Source organism: Terriglobus roseus (genome assembly GCF_900102185.1).
GTDB classification, from domain to species: Bacteria; Acidobacteriota; Terriglobia; order Terriglobales; family Acidobacteriaceae; genus Terriglobus; species Terriglobus roseus_A.
Genome location: NZ_LT629690.1, coordinates 3811335 through 3830561 on the forward strand (window position 1 = coordinate 3811335; position 19227 = coordinate 3830561).

Sequence of the window (19227 nt, forward strand, 5' to 3'; positions counted from 1 at the left end):
TAGAAAATACTTGCTTCTTAAGGCTCTCTGGGCTCTGTTTTGCCTCGAGTCTCTATTTCACATTGCGATACGTAAGCAAAGGATCTCTTTAGCGCGGCGACATCGTTGACATGCTTTTCTGTGAACAACTACAAAGCTGCTCGATTCAGACAACGCAGAAGTGTACGTGTGCGCGTGGCAGTTGTCATAGCTGAATTTCCTGGGAGGCTGATTCGTATGAGTCGACACGATAAGAAAGAAGAACGAGATTTTATGAGAAGGTTACGCATCGGCTCGGCAGCAAATGTAGCGCTGTCATTTCCTTTGTACCGTCGCGGTACAGCGCTTGCGTTGTTAGCGTTCGCGGTCAGCGCGTCGGCACAAACTGGACAAGGTGCTGTCGGTGGTTCCGTGACCGACAACCTGGGGGCACTTGTCCCCGGAGCGAAGGTGGAGGTTGTCAGCCAGTCCACAGGTGTGAAGCAGACAACCACCACAAACAGCAATGGGTTGTTTCGCATTCAGTCGTTGAATCCGGGGCTTTATACCGTCACTGTTGAGAAGGATGGCTTTCAGCGTGTATCGGAGCAGTCCGTCAATGTATCAGCCGTCGGCACCACACCGCTCGATATCAAGCTGGCTGTCGGAACAGCAACCGATGTCGTTACGGTGACGTCGGATTCCGACTTGCTAAACAAATCGGAATCGAATGTAACCACCACAGTCGATCACGCCATTGTTGAGAATCTTCCCTATCCAGAACGCAGCTCACTCGAGGCTGCCCTGCTGGTCCCCGGCGTTGTCGGCGATCCCCTTCAACCGGGTGGCATCTCGACGGAAAACCCCAATGCCTATACAAGCTATGTCACGCCGGGCGCTGGCATCGTTGTAGGTGGAGCGCCTCCGGGAACCAGCTCCATCGTGGTTGACGGTTCCGACGTGACGCAGCCCAGCCTCGCACGTACCGGCGTTAATCTCTCTGGTCGCATGGTGCAGGAAACAACCGTTATTACGACTGGGCTTTCTGCCAAATATGGCAGAACGGGCGGCGGTGTCATCGTCCAGAGCAGTGCCGCGGGGACCAATGCGTATCACGGCGCAATTACCTACAGCCACACCGATCCTTATTTCAATGCATTCCCTGATGGCAACACAGCTCCAAGCGCGCTGCATGAGAACTACTACGGCTTCTATGTTGGCGGCCCGATATACATTCCAAAGATCTATCCGTTCAAAGACAAGACATTCTTCTATGTCGGTGTGGAACCAGCTCGCATGCAGAACTCTTTCGGTTTCCGCGGCATCTTCCCCACACCCGATGAACTGGCAGGCCATCTCAATAACTCTCTCACGCTGCTCAATCAAAGTGTTCTGAAGAGTTCCGGCTATGCGGCGGCGCTTGCAGCTCCGCGCATTGGTGCCATCAACTACCAATCCACCATCAACGCGAATGGTTTCCCAAATGGTCCCTATGACGCCTCTCAGATAAGGGCCATTCCAAACAATGACGTTTCCGCACAACTGGCACAGAACCCTTTTGCCAGGTATGTTCTGTCACAGTTTCCAACGCCGTCCAATCCTGGCCCCTATATCAAATTCGATAACTCCCAGGCGACTTCTCAAAACGACGGTACCAACGCGACTTACAAGCGTGGCGTCATCAACACGGATAACCGCTACTCCATCCGCATTGATCAGCACTTTAAAAATGATCAGTTCTTTGTTCGCTACACCGTGGTTCCAGTCGGAGCACAGCGCTTCTTTGCTGTTGCCGCGAGCAATCCGCTCACGATCGTTCCCACTGACTCTGCAGCCACGCACGATCTCGCGTTTGGCTATACCCGCGCACTCACAAGCAATGTGGTCAACAGCTTTCACTACTCCTTCATGCGCGTGAATCAGCAGAGACTCGCACCACCGAGCACACGCAGCAAAGACTATGCTGCATCCTATGGCCTTACGCCAGCCTCTTTCGGTTATGGCTTTCCGAGCCTGGGAAACCTAAACGCAAATGGTGTTGGTTACACCATGCAGATGGGTCTTTCGAACGCTGCGATTCAGGTGGATCAGAATTTCATTGCGGGCGACGATATCACCTGGGTACATGGGCTTCATCAGTTCCAGTTCGGCGGAGAAGTTCGCTGGCTGCAGTCCAACCAATACGACCTTGGTGGTGCCACCGGCGGCCGTTACAATTTCCTGGCTAACCAGACAAACAATGGTTCTACCGGTGGCGCTCCACTTGCCACCTTTATTCTGGGCACGATCTCTGCATTCTCGAACACGCCCGTTGAAATACCGGGCTACTATCGCTGGCGTTACTATGCGGGCTACTTCCAGGATGACTGGCGCATACTGCCTAACCTGACGATCAATGCAGGCCTTCGCTATGAAATTGAAACGCCCAGAATGGAGAAGTTCAACAACCAGGCCTATGTTCGTCTGAATATGCCGGGCACTTTGAATAACCTTACGACTTCAACAGCGCTCTGCTTCTCTGGATCTTGTGGCAACCCCAAGACGCTTTGGCCCACCAATTACGCAGGCTTTGAGCCGCGTGTTGGCTTCGCTTACGCTCCCACACCAAAGACAACGGTTCGCGCGGGTTATACGCTGCAGCGCCTCCCGTTGACTGGCTATGAGAATGTTCCCGATCCCAACTTCAATGTTGCCTCGCAATCAGTGGGCGGCCAGACCGGCGGAACGGTAGCCAACTCAACGGTCAACTACATCACCAATCCGGTTGGTCCTCTTACCTCCGCTTATACGGCGCTCAATGGAAATCGTGGCCCCATCCTGTACACAACAGGTTTGACGCCTGTTTACATCAACCAAACCAACAAGGTTCCTTATACGCAGATGTGGTCACTCACACTGCAGTATCAACCCTTCTCGCGCACTGTTCTACAGGCCACCTACAACGGTTCCAAGGGAACGCATCTCGCAGGTGCATTCGGCGGCGGTGGTTACTCCAGCGCGCTGAATGTCCCTTCCCTTTCAACAATAACCAACGCTATTCAGACACACCAGAACCTCGGTGCTACTGCACCCAACCCGTGGGGCATTACTCAGAACGGTGCACTGGTCTCCGAAACCGGACTGCAGTTGCTCAACCCGTATCAGAACTTCTTCAGCCAATCGATCAACGAGCTTTATCCGCGTGGTGGAACGATGGAGTACAACGGTCTTTACCTGAGCGTGAACCAGCGCCTGGGACACGGACTGTCTGTGCTCGCCAACTACACATGGTCGAAGACGCTGGATAACATCCCTGATACCAACACCGGTGCGAATGGTGGTGGCTTCGGTTATGTTCTTCCGCAAAACCCCAATAACCCTTACGCCGAGTGGTCAGTGGCCAGCTTCGATCAGGCTAGCCGACTCAAGATTGGCTATACCTACGATCTGCCGATTGGCACAGGACAAAGTATCGATCTGCACAATGGCTTCCTGAACAACCTGATTGGACATATCTCAACCGCAGGAATTGCGACCTACGCGGATGGCCTTCCCAACGCCATTTCACTTGGCACGGTGGGTAACTTCGTCTCTGTGACACCGAGCGGAGTAAACGGTTGCAACGCGACTGGGGCGAATAAATTCTGTACTGCAAGTGCGTTGCCCGCCGGGTATTACCTCCGTCCCAACATCGTCCCTGGTGTTCCCTTACTTAACAAGAACTGGAAGAAGAACGCGCTGAATTCGAGCTTCACTCCTTACCTCAACCCAGCCGCGTTCGGCTGCACAGTGAACGGCTCGGGCATTGCAACAAGCTGCCAGGCTCCTGGATCGCTGAATGCACCGGAACTTGGTAACGCGCCTCGCACACTTGCCGGTGCACGGTCTCCTCGCGAAGCATTGTTCGATATGCGCTTCAGCAAGGGGTTCCAGCTCGGCGGACGCTATAACCTGCGAATCAATAGCACATTTATCAATGCGTTCAACCACCCGGTATATTACGGCGTTAACCGCGCATTGCTGAGCTCAACGACAGCGTCCAATGTTACGGGTACTCTGACCCATACCCCGACGGCAAGCTTTGGGCAGTTCAATCAATCACAAACCGCTGGCATGTCTCGCGTCATCCTCGTAGGTGGAGAGTTCACCTTCTAAAACAAAACAACAACGAAGATATGTTTCTGGCCAGCGATTCCACAGCAAAACGGATCGCTGGCCAAAACATTTTTGAGGAGATGACCGAGCGTGAGGAAGATGTTGGAAGTTGTTACCTGGGGAAGCACACGATTTGTTCTGTCGCTGTTACTTGTCGCTTGTCTTGCCGGGACAAGAATTGAGGCTCAGACCTCATCCGCAGCGATTCCGCTCTGGTCTGGAGCGGCTCCGCTGTCGAAAGGATCGACGGACGCAGACTCGCCCTCGGTGGATGTCTATCTACCCGCCACCAACCCCACACAGACGGGTGTCCTCGTTATCCCAGGAGGCGCGTATGGATATCTCGCAGCGCCGGAAGGAAAGCCAGTTGCCGTCTGGTTGCAGGAGCATGGCGTTGCGGCTTTTGTCCTGCACTATCGAGTCTCGCCGTACCACTATCCCGCCGAGATGCTCGATGGCTTGCGCGCCATGCGCCTGATTCGCTCGAGGGCAGTTGAGTTTCACATCACTGCTGACAGGATTGGCGTGTGGGGATTTTCTGCCGGCGGACACCTTGCTTCGTATCTGATGACACAGTGGCAACAGCAGTTAGTGCCTGCAACGGACAGTGTGGATGCAATTGATGCGCGGCCTGATTTCGGGATTCTTGCATATCCTGTAATCTCCATGAGCCCTGTGGTCACCCATCATGGCTCACATGAGAATCTGTTGGGACCAAACGCAACGCCGGAACAAGAAGCACAACTCTCCAGCGAACTTCACGTTGGAGAAAACTCCCCGCCCGCCTTTTTATTTGCAACGACCGATGACGGCGTTGTTCCAGTGCAGAACAGTATGGCTCTCTGTACGGCCTACGTTCAAAAGCATCTCCCAATCGAGATGCACCTGTTCGAACACGGACCTCACGGTGTTGTCCTCGCACAGAATCTTCCTGGGGCGTCCGCGTGGCCGAATCTCCTGATCACATGGATGGCGCGACACGGATGGATGGAGAAATAGGCCCTCTTAACCCAGTGGCGAAGCTCGTCGTCATTTTCTATCTTCAAACTACAAACCAGGTAAGCCTGTGTCGGGGCTCTGGTTATGTCGGATGAATGCCTCCGCCATGCGACAACCATGCTCCAAGCCCCGGATACGGTGCATCTCCTCGTGCATACGGTACCAGGTCGTTTCGGGAAGCTGACTTGTATGCGCAAAGCAGGCTTGGCGTTTGCGGCTTTCCGTGGACGTGATGTCGACGTAGTGCGTTGGATAAAAATTCTGCGTCTGCATACCCGCCTCAACCTCGTAGTAGAAGAGATCAACCGATTTGCCACTCTTCAACCAATAGTCAAAGACAAGCTGAGAAGCAGCACGATGATCGCGATGCCGATCGATTGGCCATTGCGTAAAGAGAACAGAAGGACGTTCCGCTTGCAGGATCTTGAATATACGGTCGTACTGCTCACTATTCAATTCGGTAGCTCCATCGAGCTGGCCAGCAAAGATGGGACGGGCTTTGAGAATCTCGCATGCCTTCAGGCTCTCAGCCGTGCGAATCGCAGCGGCTTCAGTCGCGCTTTTCCCCTGGATACCGGCTTCACCGCGCGTCAGGTAAAGAATGACGACTTCGTGTCCCTGCTCGGTGTAGCGCGCAATCGTCCCCCCACAGCCTGATTCAGGATCATCGGGATGCCCTCCTGCTACCAGTACCTTCAACCGTTGAAACGCGGGCGAATTCTTCTCAGCCGCAAACATCGGAAGAATCGAGGATCCTGCACCGATAGAACCGACAATGCCTTTCGAAAGCATCGACCTTCTTGTCATGTTCGACATTACGCTTTCGGTCCTCTGCAGTTATGTTTCCCAAACATCCATGGCGTCAGGGAACTCAGGCGATGGACATTTCCGGGATGCAAGTCATCATATCCACTTTGGCCTCCAAACCGGCATTTGCCCGGACTCTTCCGGAATTTTCCTGATATAGCAGCTTCAGTAAATCGTGCCCAAAACACTTCTATGGCCATTGCAAAGGAGATTGATGTATCTTCTTTGCAGCATCCACAGGAGCGCAAGTGGCAGAGGAAAAATCAGAGGTTTTACAAGGGACGCTGGATCTGATGATCCTGAAGACATTGCAGGCACTAGGCCCTTTGCACGGCTTCGGGATTGCCCGGCGCATTGAACAGCTGAGCGAAGATGTTCTGACGCTCAATGAAGGCACGGTCTATACGTCGCTCCTGCGTCTGCAGCAAAAGCGATGGATTTCAAGCGAGTGGGGCGTTTCAGAAAATAATCGCCGCGCGCGTTTTTACAGCGTCACCAAGCGGGGACTCAAACAGCTTGCGATTGAGACCGAAAACTGGGAGCGCATTGCAGGTGTGATTGGTCGCGTTCTGGCTCTTGAGGCCAAGGTTTAGTTATGTCTGACAGCGCACTTACTTTCCTGGCAAAGCTCAAGGCATTCTTCGCGCAGGTGCGTGAAGACTCTCTCTTCGACGAAGAGATGAGCACGCATTTGGAGATGCTTGCTGAGAAGTACGAGCGTGAGGGTATGTGCGCAAAAGATGCGAGGCGTGCGGCGCGGCGGCAATTTGGCAACATCGCCTTGTTGAAACAGCGACAGCGGGAATCGAGGACAACAATGTTCTTTGCGAATGTAAGTCGAGATCTGCGCTATGGCGTACGACAACTGATCAAGACACCAGTATTCACGATTGTTTGTGTGTTGACGCTCGCGCTGGGTGTGGGGGCAAACACGGCCGTCTTCAGCGTGATGCACGCGGTTTTGGAAAAGATGTTGCCGGTGCGGGACGCTTCTCAGGTGTTCTATGTCCACACCACGAACTTTCCCGATGGAGCCTGGCAGACGGGTGATTCCGACACATCATTTTCTTACGCGTTTTACCAGGCGCTGCATGGACTGAACGGCTTGCAGGAGGTGATTACATTTATCCCGATGTCCAATAGCGGCAAGGCCCCTATCCGCGTGGGTACGGTTCCGGAAGAGGCTGCGGGCGACATGGTCAGCGGAAACTACTTTCATGGTTTGGGAGTGGGAACGGAACTGGGCCGTGGGTTCGTAGCGAACGACGAAACGGACCATACACAGGTCACTGTAATCAGTGAAAGTTTCTGGTCGTCGCACTATCAACGCAGCGCGGACGTAATCGGGAAGACGCTTTATATCAAGTCGATTCCGTTCACGATTGTGGGCGTCGCGAAGAAGGGATTTGAAGGAACAGAGGGCGCGCTGTCACTGGATTTCTGGATCCCTTTGCAGAGCAGGCCAGAATTTAACGCGTGGGGTTCCTCTGCAGAAAACGGAATGTATCTGACAGAACCGCGCCTGTGGACGATGCGGTTGATGGTGCGTACAGCGCCAGGAGTGAGTCGCGAACAGGCACTCGCACAGATGCAGACACTCTTCGAGCACGCGGCCTACATCGGTCTTCCTGAGAAGAAGAGCGGCGCACCGACCTATCTTCTTTCACTGCGAGAGGCGAAGCAGTTCGACAATAATGACGGTTCGTTTGCCAAGGCATTGAAAGTGTTGATGGCAATGGTGGGAATGGTGCTGCTCATCGCCATGAGCAACGTGGTGATGTTGTTGATGGCTCGCAACGCAAACCGGCAACGCGAATTCGGTGTGCGGTTTGCATTGGGTGCCGGGCGCAGAGAGATTGCTCGGCAGCTACTTACAGAAAGTATTCTGCTGGTGGCGCTAGGCGGTGTAGTGGCATGGGGCTTTGCGCTGGTGGCGACACGTGCGTTGGGGACGTGGGCACGGATCGAATCAAATCTACAACCAGACCTCAAGGTGCTCGGACTGACGTTAGGTGTGTTGGTTTTACTTGCAATTGTCTTTGGCTTAGCGCCGCTGCGTGCGGCCATGTCCAACGCTTCACAGAGTTCGCTACGCAGTGCCGCCACGTCATCACAAATCAGTTCACAGAAGATGCGTACTGGCAATGCAATCATCATGACGCAGGTTGCCATGTGCGTAGTGCTGCTTGTGGGCGCTGGATTGCTGCTAAAGACACTACGAAACTTGCTAAATACGCCCATGGGGCAGAAGCCAGAAGGGCTCGTAGTGTTTGGTGTTCGTCCTCAACATATTCACACCAAGGAAGAGGGCATTACTTTCTTTACTACATTGCAGCAACGACTGCGGACCATTCCGGGAGTGGTAAGTGTCTCCATGGCCTCGAATCGACCGGGATCGGGATGGTCCAGCAATCAGGGTGGCCTGCTGCTGGATGGACACAATGCGAATGGGCTGGAGCCTGCTCAGGTGACGTATCGGCAGAACACAGTGGCAGCAGATTACTTCCACACCATGGGCGTGCCAATACTAGATGGACGCGATTTTTCCGATGCCGATACGGCAAGTGCGCCCAGCGTGGCCATTGTGAACGAGAGCTTTGCGAAGAAGTACGTTGGTTCACCGCATGTAGTAGGACATGTACTTAGCAGCCCGCGTGGCCACACTTCACAACAGATCGTTGGTCTGGTGAAGGATCATAAGTACACGGGCATCACGGAAACGGCGCGACCGATGATGTGGACAGTCTTCACACAAGAGAGAGCCACAAACCAACTCCATGTCGAAATGCGCGTTCCTGGTGATCCGATGGCGATCCTTCCGGAAGTTCGCAAAGTAGCCGCGCAGATGGATCCGGATATGCCGCTGCTGGAGCCGATGACGCAGGTCGCCGTGTTCGAGAAATCGATCTCAGGGCCGATTCTCTTTGCACGGCTTGCTGGTTGCTTTGGCGTACTGGCTGTAGTGCTGATTGCGACGGGGCTATATGGGACACTGGCCTATCGAATGAATCGACGCAGCGCAGAGATCGGTGTGCGGATTGCGTTGGGCGCGCAACGATCTCAGGTGGTGTGGATGGTCCTGCGAGGGAGCCTCTTGCTTTGCGCTGGCGGTGTTGCGATTGGTATTCCGCTAGCAATCATTGCTGGCCGCGGTCTTGAGAGTTCTCTTTACGGAATGAAGGCGCTTGATGTGACGAGTTATCTGTTCGCAATTCTTGGAGTCGTTCTGGTGGCTCTGTTAGCCAGTGTGGTGCCCGCAGGCCGGGCAGCAAGCGTGGATCCGCTACGCGCATTGCGAACAGAATAGAGTGCAGTCTTCATCAACTAATCGACACAGCAAAGAAAGAAGCGGCAGCCATCACGCTGCCGCTTCTTTCTAGTTATCTATCGCATACGATCAAGCCATAAGAGGATCAGTCCTAGTGGGTGCGCCAGTTTCAACACGTCCTGCGAACTGCGCGAAGGATTTGCTACCTGTTCCTTGAACAGTTAAGTCATACCACTGGTAGCTCTTCTCAAGCGGTATGAGAACCATTTGCGTTGATCCCGCCGCAACCAACTTCTGTATGGCTGGCACCCCATAGCTGTTGTCTTTGATTTCAAACTGCTTTGGGGCTGAGCCTACGTTACGAAGATGCAGTTCCAGAGCGCCCGTCGGGTTTCCATTGCGCATCTGCAGTTTCGCCGTAACCTGCGGTGCTACATCTTGTGGATTGCCTGTAAAACGGCGATAGAATCCGTTTGCGGCAACCACTTCAATCTCGTACTGCCCACCGATGAAGTCATCGAGCGCGAACGTCGGCTTCAACGTATCGCCAGCCTTCACGGTGTAAGTTGCGGCTCGCATTCCCGGCTTAGCACTGAGGTTGCGAAGATACACATTGAACGGTGCACCGGCCGCGCGATCCTTGAAGACTTCTTTGGCCGAAGTCAGCTGCAGTTCAAAATGCTTGCCATCGGCAGCAACCGCACCATGCGCATAGAGCTCGTATGGCAGCGCGCAGGATGGCCGCGTTCCAGGCTCCTGATGCGATGTAGCAGACGCTTTGCTTGGGCGCGTGTTGATCGCGCCTATCTCTTCCGCAGAGAGTTCCTTGTAGCCTGTAGGTAACGCCTTGTTACGCGCTTTGACGATCAATTCAATGAACTGATCGCGCTGCAGGAAATTCAAGCCTGCTTCGTCTTCCCGGTGCGGTCGGAAACACGATGTGAGATCACCAGCAACGGTACGACGCCAATCGCTGATGTTGTCTTCACGCACATTCTTTCCAAACTTAGCCTGAATAAATTTCTCAAGAAACTGCAGCGTCGACGTGTGATCGCACAGCTGAGAATTAACCCAACCACCTCGGGTCCACGGCGAAGCAACGATGGTAGGAATACGAAAGCCCATACCGATAGGGCCGCTGCGCGCTTCGTGACTTGGCACACCTTGTGCAATCTCATCAGCCTTATAGGTGTACTCCAGCGCGACATCAATCCCCGCGGATGCAGCGCCTGTCTCGGGCCTCTTAGGATCGGGTGCTACGTAGGACGGCGAGTGATCGAAGTAGCCATCGTTCTCGTCGTACGTAAGGATGAAGATGGTCTTCTTCCAGACTTCAGGGTTCTTGGTGAGAATGTCCATAATCTCCGACACCCACCACGCTCCGTACCACGGCGACGAAGGATGATCGGAGAAGTGTTCCGGCCCAGCTAACCACGACACCGTGGGCAACTTACCTGCTTCCACATCGGCGCGGAACTGATGAAGGATATCGCCCTTGGGGACATTGATCGTTTCTTCGCGACTATCACCATTGAACCGAAGCGCCTCCAGCGAGCGGTAACTCGGATCGCCAGTGTTGGTCACAAACGCTGCATCGTGCAATGCACGCTCTCTTGCGGATAGTTGCTTGTAGCGCGCCTCACCGGCGTTAGCCGCCGCCTTCTGCAAATGGGCAACATGTCCCTGGGCCAGACCAAGCTGAGCGTGCAGTTCATCGCCCATCTCAGGGTTCGATAATTCTGAGAGCTGCTCCTCCAGACGCGCTACCTGCTTTTGCGCTGATTCCAATTGCGTCTTCAACAATTCAGGAGCATAGCGATAGGCATGTACGTTATACGCCGCAAAACACTCCAACACGTTGCAACCATAGTTCGATAACCAGGACCGCTCCTCTGGAGTAAGACCACTCGTCATGGACAGGTCATTCTGATAGAAGCGCCACGAAATGCCCGCCTCCGTCAGTCGCTCGGGATACGTCTTCCATCCCAACGGATCGCGGAAGAGCTGGTCGTTGCGCATATACACACGCGAATCGGCAGACTTCTTATCGCGTACAGTGCCCGTCCAGAACATGGAACGATTTGGCGTTGTAGAGCTCATCACCGCGCAATAGCTTTGATCGCACACGGTAAACGCGTCAGCCAGTGCGTAATAAAACGGCAGATCTTCACGCGTGTAATGCCCCATGGTGATGGGTATCTGCTGGTAATCCTTGTTGCCAGACTTCTTCGCATCGAGCCAGTTGTCATAATGGCCGTCGTTCCACGCATCCACCTGCGAATTGCGCGAATGCGGAACGGAACCCATCCACGTGATGCGCGTGTCCTTCAAATCAAGCCGCCATGGAGCAAACGATTTCCCCGTTGCCTTCGACGTCTGCACGAAGACAGAGTTGCCATTCGGCTGGCGGATGGCGCGTGGATCATTGAATCCGCGTACGCCTTGCAGGCTGCCAAGCGAGTGATCGAAGGAGCGATTCTCCTGCATCAGGATGACGATGTGTTCCGCATCGGCAAAGGTGCTGCCCGGTGCCGGTTCAATGGCAAAGGCACGCTGAATGGATTCGGGTACAAAGCCGGAGATACCTGTAGCTCCAGAAAGCAGAGCGGCAAACTTCAAAAAATCACGACGCGATGTGGACATGGGCAGTATTAAACCAAAGCCACAATTTCATTGTCGTGAACTTTAGCGACGTCATCTTGCTCCGTATGGAAAACCAATAGGAAAGGCCGGAGCAAAATGCCCCGGCCTTTTCTATAACCCCGGCTTCTTAGTCGCGACGGCGACCGCCGCCGAAGAGCTGCAGCAAGATCATGAAGATGTTAATCGCATCCAGATAAATGCCTAACGCAAGCTGCGTCGCAGTGAGTCCATCACCACCGGCGCGGATACGAGCAAAGTCTGCCACCGTAAGCGCCGTGAAGATAGCCAACGCCATCCACGAGTACGTTGTGGGCGACAAGAAATGGAAGAACATGCTGACGATGCCAACCAGGATCAAGATCAGAAGACCAGCGCCAGCAATGCCGCTGAGTCTGCGGTAATCAATGCTAAACAGGTACGAAACACATGCGAGAGCTGTCATACCCAAGCCAGTCGTCATAGCGGCCTGGAAGACAACATAGGGCCCAATCATGCGCACATACATGTGGATGATCGGTGCAATCTCCCAGCCCATGAAGAACGCCAGTCCAAGGAACAGCCCTAGAGCCAATCCGGGGCTCTGGCGCTTCACGCCGTTGATGGCAAAGACAAGCGCCAACACTGCGATGAAGCCGGGCAACATGCTCCATGAGGGCGCAGTCGCCACGCCAATGGCAGTAATGAAAAATCCAAGCGCAGTGATCCCCAACACCTTCGCCAGCAGCGGCGCGGTGCCTTCGCGCGGAACGTCAATTACGGTGGGATATCCGTTGGTCCGATTCACGTACATCGTCTGAACTCTCTCCGGTACGGCGTCAGGTCACTCGCCGCCCCTTACCTTCTACAGATTAGACGCATTAGGCATGGCGAAGCTTCGAAACTGTCACGAACGCCGCCCTGGCTGGTGTTTCGCTTCTTCTACAGCTTCCGCAGAAAGCGGATTTTCCGGCCACTTGTGCCGTGGGTATCGGCGCATAAGTTCGCGTCGCACTTCAGGATACAGCCGCTGCCAGAACCCGCGGAGATCAGCCGTCGTCTGCACCGCACGCTGATTTGGCCCCAGCAGATGCATTACTACTGGCGTCCGCTCCGGGCCGACGCGCGGACCATCGTCCATGCCGAAGAAGTCCTGCATACGTGATGCGACCCACGGTGGTTTGCCCGTTTCGTAATGCACTTTCACCTGCCGGCCAGCCTTCAGTTTCAGCGTTGCAGGAGCCAACTCACGAAGACGTTGCGAGTCCAGCCTTGATTCGATCATCGGCAACAGATTCTCTGTGGCACGGCGTAGCTCTTCAAATGAAAACCGATTCAGACCAACGCAGAGTTCTTCCAGTTCCTGCTGCACATTCGGCGTGGCAAGCCCCGCAAACGCGGCTCGCGCTTGCAGATTCTCCACTGCTTCCGCATCCAGAAAGCGGCCAACACCCGCGGCCATAGCTTGTTCTGCCAGCAGCTTCGCGGCACTTTCTGCATCTGGCCGCGCATCCCGCCACTCCTGCAACAGTAGACCGTCGTAACGCAATGACGTGACCGCTTCCACTCGCTCTGCATTGCGATTCCACATCAGCGTTTCTTCTTCTTTGACACGATCCGGGAACAGATCAATCAACCAATCCGGTTCAATGCGCGAAGCCATACGTACCAGCGGCAGTGGGCGATCGCTGCGATCCTCCGCATCCATAACGATGGCAAACTCATAAGGCAAAGCGTCGCCCTGCACTTCTGCGGAGCCGCCAGCGCCCAGCAACATCTCTTTGCCGTGGCGTTTCCTCGCTACACGATCTGGAAACCCTTGCAACACAGAAAGCAGCAGCGGCTCATCCGATGAACTGTGTCTCGCACCGGCAGCAACACCGGCAATACGACGAAGCTGCTGTTCCGTCTGTCGCACCTTTGGATCGGGCTGCGCGACTTGCGCATCCATTGCGGCCAGCAAATCGTTGCGTTCAACATTTCCGCCAACACTCAACAGCGCTGCAGCAGCGGCGGCCTCAGCTGTCGCGCCGCGATCTTGCGCCGCCACCATCATGCGTGCCAACCGCACCGGAAGCGGATAGCGCGCAAGTTGTCGTGCCATCTCATCCTGTGCGCCGAGTCGATCCAGCAGCCCCTCCGCTTGCGAGAGAGCGGCTGCGTCTGGCGGCGTGAGCCATGCAATATCCTCGGCACGCAGTGCTGGCTGCATGGCGCGCAGAGTCAGCGCCAGCTCGGATAACTCGCTGCGTAGGATCTCAGGCACATCATGCTCTGCTCGTTGCGAGAAATCCATCTCGGAATACAGCCGCAACACTTGCCCGGGTGCAGTTCTTCCTGCTCGACCAGCACGCTGTTTTGCACTCGCCTTGCTAATGCGCTTGATCTCCAGCGTTGGTAGCCCCGTCCACGGAGAATGCGATGCAATGCGCGCAAGACCACTATCAATCACCGCTGTAACGCCTTCCACTGTGACCGAGCTTTCCGCAACATTCGTAGACAGAATCAGCTTTTGCTGCGTTGATGGACCCACCGCACGATCCTGTTCCGCGGGAGAAAGATCACCATGCAAGGGCAACGTCAATAAGTCATAGCTCTGCGCAAGACCTTCACACTCTCGCATAGCCCGACGAATCTCTGCAGCACCGGGAAGGAATACAAGTATGTGACCGCTATGCCCTTCACGCATCAGCCGCTGTACTGCCATACGGACCTGAGTATGCAGAGGCTCTGAGGCCTGAGGCATGTATGCAATCGTCACTGGGAACATGCGCCCCGGCGCATCCATCACAGGGCATCCACCAAGAAACTCCGCGACGGGCTCAGCGTCCAGCGTTGCCGACATCACCACAATCTTCAGATCACTTCGCGATGTTTGCTGTACACGCCTTAGCAACGCCAGCGCAAGATCACCATCAAGATGGCGCTCATGAAACTCATCCAGCACCACAGCACCAACACCCCGCAACGCAGGATCAGCGATCAGGCGTCGAAGAAAAATACCTTCCGTAACAAAGCGAAGTCGTGTCTTTCCGCTGACCTTCTCATCAAAACGAACCTGATAGCCGACAGTCCCACCGACGTCTTCTCCCATCTCTTGGGCGACACGCCGAGCTGCCATACGTGCTGGAAGACGACGCGGCTCAAGAACAATTACATCGCCTGGAACCACGTCCAGCAGTGCAGGAGGCACGCGAGTCGTCTTACCCGCACCCGGCTCCGCCTGCAACACCAGTGCATGTGATGAACGAATCGCCGCGACAATCTCTAGTAACAGATCATCGACCGGTAGATGTAATTTACAGGTAGATGGTGCAGCGCACATTGCTAACGACGCTTGCCCTTCTTCTTACGACTAGCCGCAATCAGATCTTTGTTCTTGCGTCGCCTAGGCTTCACACCATCAATCGTTGCAAACTTTGCAAAGGGAGATTCCTGTGACAACTGCGACTTACCCGGAGCACGAGATTTGCCTCCCTTCTTCGCTGGACGTAAGCCTTCTGTTCTTGATGTTGTTTGCTTCTCCTTGCGCGATGCAGTCTTGCCTGCACGCTTGCTGACAAATGGCCGTGTGCCTTCGGGCGCACTCTCTTCTTCCGGAATGATCGCGAACTGTAACCTGCGATTGCCGCGATCGATACGATCCAGTAGAACCCTCACTTGCATTCCAGGACGAATCGTCTTGCCACTCTTAGAGCCGCGTATCTCGCGTGCATTCTCGCGGTACGTGTAGTGGTCATCCGTAAGGGAGTGAATTGGAACAAGCCCCTCCACATACAGATCGTGCAGCTCCACATACGCGCCATACTTTGTTACCGAGAGCACCATCGCAGCGAAGTCTTCGCCTACGCGGTCACTCATGAACTCAATCTTCTTCCACTCAATCAGTTCGCGTTCTGCATCTGCGGCGCGGCGCTCAGTCTCGCTGCACTCCTGAGCAATGGCCGCAATCTCTTCGCGCGGATACGGTTCGTCATAACCTTCTGCATGAATCAACTCATGAGAGTGAGCTGCGGCGAATCGTTGTGCGGACGATGATGCCGTCTCCTCAGGTCCACCAAAAGGCGAAGCACCTTCCGCAAGCAACGTCTTCACCACGCGATGCACAATCAGGTCAGGGTAACGACGAATCGGCGAAGTGAAGTGTGTATAGGCCGGCGCAGCAAGTGCGAAGTGGCCTTCATTCTTCTCGGAGTACTTCGCTTGCTTCAGAGAACGCAACATCAAATAGCTGAGAATGCGCTCTTCGGGTCTGCCCTGTATCTTCGCGGCGAGTCGCTGATACATCTGCGGTTCTACATCAATCTGAGCAGACACTTCATGCCCTTGCGGTTTTCGACCATCGCGACCACGCTCGCGTTGACGCCGCTGATCACGGCGGTCCGCTTTCATTGTCACGGTCTTAACCGGCAATGCACCAACGCCAAGTGATACACCAAATGCGGCCGCTGCATCTTCAAACTCCACAATGCGTTTGGGGTCTGGCATCTCGTGAATGCGATACATTGCTGGCACGCCGCTGGCTTCCATCCAGCGCGCAACACATTCATTCGCGCACAACATGAACTCTTCAATGATGCGATTGGACCACGCACGCTCTGCCTTGCGGACACCACGCATCGCGCCGTTCTCGTCGAAATCGATCACCGGCTCTGGTAGATCAAAATCAATCGATCCGCGCTTCACCCGCTTGCCATTTAACTTCTGTGCAAGCTCCAACATGAGCTCAAACTGTGAAACAAAATCGACATACTCAGTGCGCAGTTCCGCATCCCCATCGAGAATCTTCTGCACCTTCGTATACGTCATGCGACGTGCGGAACGGATGAGACCTTCGCATACCTCATACCCCAACACATTGCCATCGCCATCAAGCGTCGCGATGCATGACAACACCATGCGGTCTTCATCTGGCCGCAACGAGCATTCGCCATTCGACAACTCCTGCGGCAACATAGGCACAGCTCGATCCGGGAAGTACACGCTGTTGCCACGCAAACGCGCTTCCAGATCCAGGTCCGTTCCATCGAGCACATACTCCGCGACATCCGCGATGTGTACCTGTAACTCCCAGGTGCCATCGTCACGCTTGCGCACAAGCACAGCATCGTCAAAGTCTTTCGCGGTTTCACCGTCAATCGTGACGATTGGCTCATCGCGAAAATCCCTACGTGCGCGAAGTTCGTCGTCATCCAGCGCCGCGACATTGCGCTGCGCTGCGTCCTGCGCCTCTACCAGCACATTCGCAGGAAACACATGAGGCAGATGATGCTTGCGGATGACAATCTCTACATCGACACCGAACGCATCCGGGTCGCCCAAGACTTCAATCACGCGGCCGCGCGCCGGCGAATATTCCGTGGGATATTGCGTAATCTCCACATCGACGGCAAGCCCGTGCAGGTTCTGCAAAGTGCCGTCCCATACATGCTCCTGCGCGCTGGCTTCCGCGCCAAGCGTGCGATGCGGCGTGATGGCAGCGGCCGGAAGATCGCGATCATTCTCAATCAGAACCGGCTGCGACATGCGCTCATCCAACGGGGTCACGTAGCTGCCACGGAGTCGAACGTCATCACTGCCGTGATCGAACGCACGTCCGCGAGCACCTGCCGCATGAAAGATGCCAACAATCGTGGGATTACGCCGTGTGAGCACGCGCACAATGCGTCCGCTACGGCGACCGTCACGTGAAGGAGGGGCCGGCAGGACAAGCACCTGGTCGCCCTGCATAGCTCCGTTCAATTCATGCGGTGGAATGAAAAGATCGCCGTCAGATGACGCACCATCACTGGGCCGCACAAATCCATAGCCATCGCGATGCAGTTGCAGTTTGCCCGCGATCAGATCCTTGCGACTGCCCTCACGCGCATCCATGCGTTCCCGCACGCGACGCTTCATGTCATCAGCGAAGCCGCGGCGACCGCCGCCCAAACGGCTATCGTTCTTCGCACGTTCGACGTTCGTCTCTGGCAGCGCCCAGTGCTCCTGGTCCATCTTCACCAGCGCGCCGCGAGCCGTCATGCGCGTCAGTTGCTCCAGCAACATGCGACGTTCGCGTCCCCCGCCCATACCCAGTTCGCGAACCAGTTGTTTGTAACCCGCGCGACCGCCAGCGCGTTGAATGCGCCGCAGAATCTCGCGATCTGTGTGCTGATAAGGGTGACCCGGCATCTGCCTGAAGAATACGCTGACTGGCGATTGATTGCAGAACCCACACGTTGGGCTACCTGCATAGACCTAGCAGCCACGGACAGCACGCTCTTCCGATGATTGGTCTATTTGCGAGCGAACTGTTTGGTATCGCCGGTGCGACCATTCGTCACTTGCATTGTCCCATCTGCACTGATCGTGATGACCACGTTCTTGCCGTCTGTACCGGATGTGTTAGCAATAAATGCCTCGGGGACATTGTGTTCCGGTCCTTGCTGTGGCGTTTTCCCAGGATTCGGTGAGCCTGCAGGAGGCGCCAGGTGAAGTTGATATAACGCTTCCATTCGAGGTGACTTGCGAATGGTATCGATCACCGACGTACTGGCCCCTTTATGCGCACCGTTATCCATGATGGCCACGCGAGGCGCGATGGAGTTAATGAAAACCGGGCTGCTGCTCCAGTCCACACCGTGATGCGAAACGATCAACAAATCGACTTGCCCAAGTTTGTTCACAGGGCATACCAGCGAATATTCGCGATCCGAGGTCAAATCGCCCGCATCGACAATCTTCAACCCCGCAAAGCGAATCATGGTGCCAAGCGATTGACCATTCTCCTGTGTATCCGTGGCGGGCTGTTTCACATTCGCGCAAAGCGGATTCGGAGCTTTACGCACACTGGACGCTCCAGGATCATGATCCATCACAGCACCGTTGCTACTGATGGCAACCGCGTCAAAGCCGGGAGCAGGTAACTTGTCGCCCGCCTTTACGACGAAGTGCTTGTACTTCCCGGTGGCCAACAGTTTCCGATAATTCGCTAGAAACGACGTATCATTGGGATCGCTTGAAATACGCTCACCATGATCCAGAAAGGCACCGATCGGGAAGCGCTCTGCGAGTTGCGGCACACCGCCAATATGGTCGTCGTGATAGTGCGTCAACAACACCGTATCGATGCGCGAAAGCCCCATCATCTTCGCCGCCGCAACAATGCGATCAGCATCGCGCCCATTGTTCTTATCCCAGCCTGTATCTATCAACAGAGACTGTCCTGTGGGCGCAACAAATAACGTGGCCTGCCCACCTTCCACATCCACAGCCGTGATGCGCAGAGAGTTCTTCTGCCCGAAAGCGCTAGCAACGAGCGCGAGAGCAAAACAGGAAGCAGCAATAGGACGAAAGATCTTCATGACGCAACAGCATACCGCGCCACACGTGCCGGGCGCTCGTGAAGTAGATAAGCAATGCAGAAGGGCCGCTTTCGCGGCCCTTCTGGTTAGGTTCAGGTT

At 55.0% G+C, this 19227-nt stretch carries 10 protein-coding genes and 1 pseudogene; 5 read left to right on the forward strand and 6 right to left on the reverse strand.

Annotated elements, in window-relative coordinates; all coding sequences use genetic code 11:
* Positions 1–252: 252 nt before the first annotated feature.
* Together BLT38_RS15980 and BLT38_RS15985 are read left to right on the forward strand one after the other, a co-directional pair.
* Positions 253–4092, forward strand: a complete 3840-nt coding sequence (locus BLT38_RS15980) for a TonB-dependent receptor (protein ID WP_172838309.1) — start codon at positions 253–255, stop codon at positions 4090–4092.
* Positions 4093–4191: 99 nt separating this feature from the next.
* Positions 4192–5091, forward strand: coding sequence for an alpha/beta hydrolase (locus BLT38_RS15985; RefSeq protein ID WP_083346083.1), 900 nt, complete (start codon positions 4192–4194; stop codon positions 5089–5091).
* Between the two features lie 48 nt (positions 5092–5139).
* Here BLT38_RS15985 and BLT38_RS15990 read toward each other — a convergent pair whose 3' ends face one another.
* Positions 5140–5883, reverse strand: a complete 744-nt coding sequence (locus BLT38_RS15990) for a PIG-L deacetylase family protein (protein ID WP_197674898.1) — start codon at positions 5881–5883, stop codon at positions 5140–5142.
* A gap of 263 nt (positions 5884–6146) precedes the next feature.
* Here BLT38_RS15990 and BLT38_RS15995 point away from each other — a divergent pair, with 263 nt between their 5' ends.
* From BLT38_RS15995 to BLT38_RS16000, 3 genes and pseudogenes are all read left to right on the forward strand, one after another.
* Positions 6147–6491 carry a PadR family transcriptional regulator gene (locus BLT38_RS15995; protein WP_083346085.1) on the forward strand — a complete coding sequence of 115 codons (345 nt, stop codon included), beginning with the start codon at positions 6147–6149 and terminating at the stop codon, positions 6489–6491.
* 2 nt (positions 6492–6493) lie between these two features.
* Positions 6494–6682: pseudogene (locus BLT38_RS21205) on the forward strand (permease prefix domain 1-containing protein); the annotation flags it as partial.
* A 33-nt stretch (positions 6683–6715) separates the two neighbouring features.
* On the forward strand, positions 6716–9205 hold the full coding sequence (locus BLT38_RS16000) for an ABC transporter permease (RefSeq protein ID WP_419865778.1): 2490 nt from the start codon (positions 6716–6718) through the stop codon (positions 9203–9205).
* 90 nt (positions 9206–9295) lie between these two features.
* Here the strand turns inward: BLT38_RS16000 and BLT38_RS16005 are convergent, their stop codons facing one another.
* The 5 genes from BLT38_RS16005 to BLT38_RS16025 all read right to left on the reverse strand — a co-directional run bounded on the left by BLT38_RS16005 (position 9296) and on the right by BLT38_RS16025 (position 19128).
* Positions 9296–11809, reverse strand: a complete 2514-nt coding sequence (locus BLT38_RS16005; protein WP_083346087.1) for a phosphocholine-specific phospholipase C — start codon at positions 11807–11809, stop codon at positions 9296–9298.
* Between the two features lie 127 nt (positions 11810–11936).
* Entirely contained in the window at positions 11937–12599 is a 663-nt protein-coding gene (locus BLT38_RS16010; protein WP_083346088.1) for a Bax inhibitor-1 family protein, read from the reverse strand.
* Positions 12600–12692: 93 nt separating this feature from the next.
* Positions 12693–15110 (reverse strand): ATP-dependent helicase HrpB, encoded by a 2418-nt coding sequence (gene hrpB / locus BLT38_RS16015; protein ID WP_083346089.1) that lies wholly within the window; start codon positions 15108–15110, stop codon positions 12693–12695.
* A 2-nt stretch (positions 15111–15112) separates the two neighbouring features.
* Complete coding sequence (locus tag BLT38_RS16020) at positions 15113–17956, reverse strand: ribonuclease R family protein (protein ID WP_083346090.1); 2844 nt, start codon at positions 17954–17956, stop codon at positions 15113–15115.
* 104 nt (positions 17957–18060) lie between these two features.
* Complete coding sequence (locus BLT38_RS16025; protein WP_083346091.1) at positions 18061–19128, reverse strand: ComEC/Rec2 family competence protein; 1068 nt, start codon at positions 19126–19128, stop codon at positions 18061–18063.
* Between the last annotated feature and the right edge of the window lie 99 nt (positions 19129–19227).

Bases quoted from the DNA above. Each gene is read 5' to 3' on its own strand.
- BLT38_RS15980 (WP_172838309.1), top strand. From the start codon at position 253: ATGAGAAGGTTACGCATCGGCTCGGCAGCAAATGTAGCGCTGTCATTT.
- BLT38_RS15985 (WP_083346083.1), top strand. From the start codon at position 4,192: ATGTTGGAAGTTGTTACCTGGGGAAGCACACGATTTGTTCTGTCGCTG.
- BLT38_RS16010 (WP_083346088.1), bottom strand. From the start codon at position 12,599: ATGTACGTGAATCGGACCAACGGATATCCCACCGTAATTGACGTTCCG.
- hrpB (WP_083346089.1), bottom strand. From the start codon at position 15,110: ATGTGCGCTGCACCATCTACCTGTAAATTACATCTACCGGTCGATGAT.
- BLT38_RS15990 (WP_197674898.1), bottom strand. From the start codon at position 5,883: ATGCTTTCGAAAGGCATTGTCGGTTCTATCGGTGCAGGATCCTCGATT.
- BLT38_RS16005 (WP_083346087.1), bottom strand. From the start codon at position 11,809: ATGTCCACATCGCGTCGTGATTTTTTGAAGTTTGCCGCTCTGCTTTCT.
- BLT38_RS16025 (WP_083346091.1), bottom strand. From the start codon at position 19,128: ATGAAGATCTTTCGTCCTATTGCTGCTTCCTGTTTTGCTCTCGCGCTC.
- BLT38_RS16000 (WP_419865778.1), top strand. From the start codon at position 6,716: ATGTTCTTTGCGAATGTAAGTCGAGATCTGCGCTATGGCGTACGACAA.
- BLT38_RS16020 (WP_083346090.1), bottom strand. From the start codon at position 17,956: ATGCCGGGTCACCCTTATCAGCACACAGATCGCGAGATTCTGCGGCGC.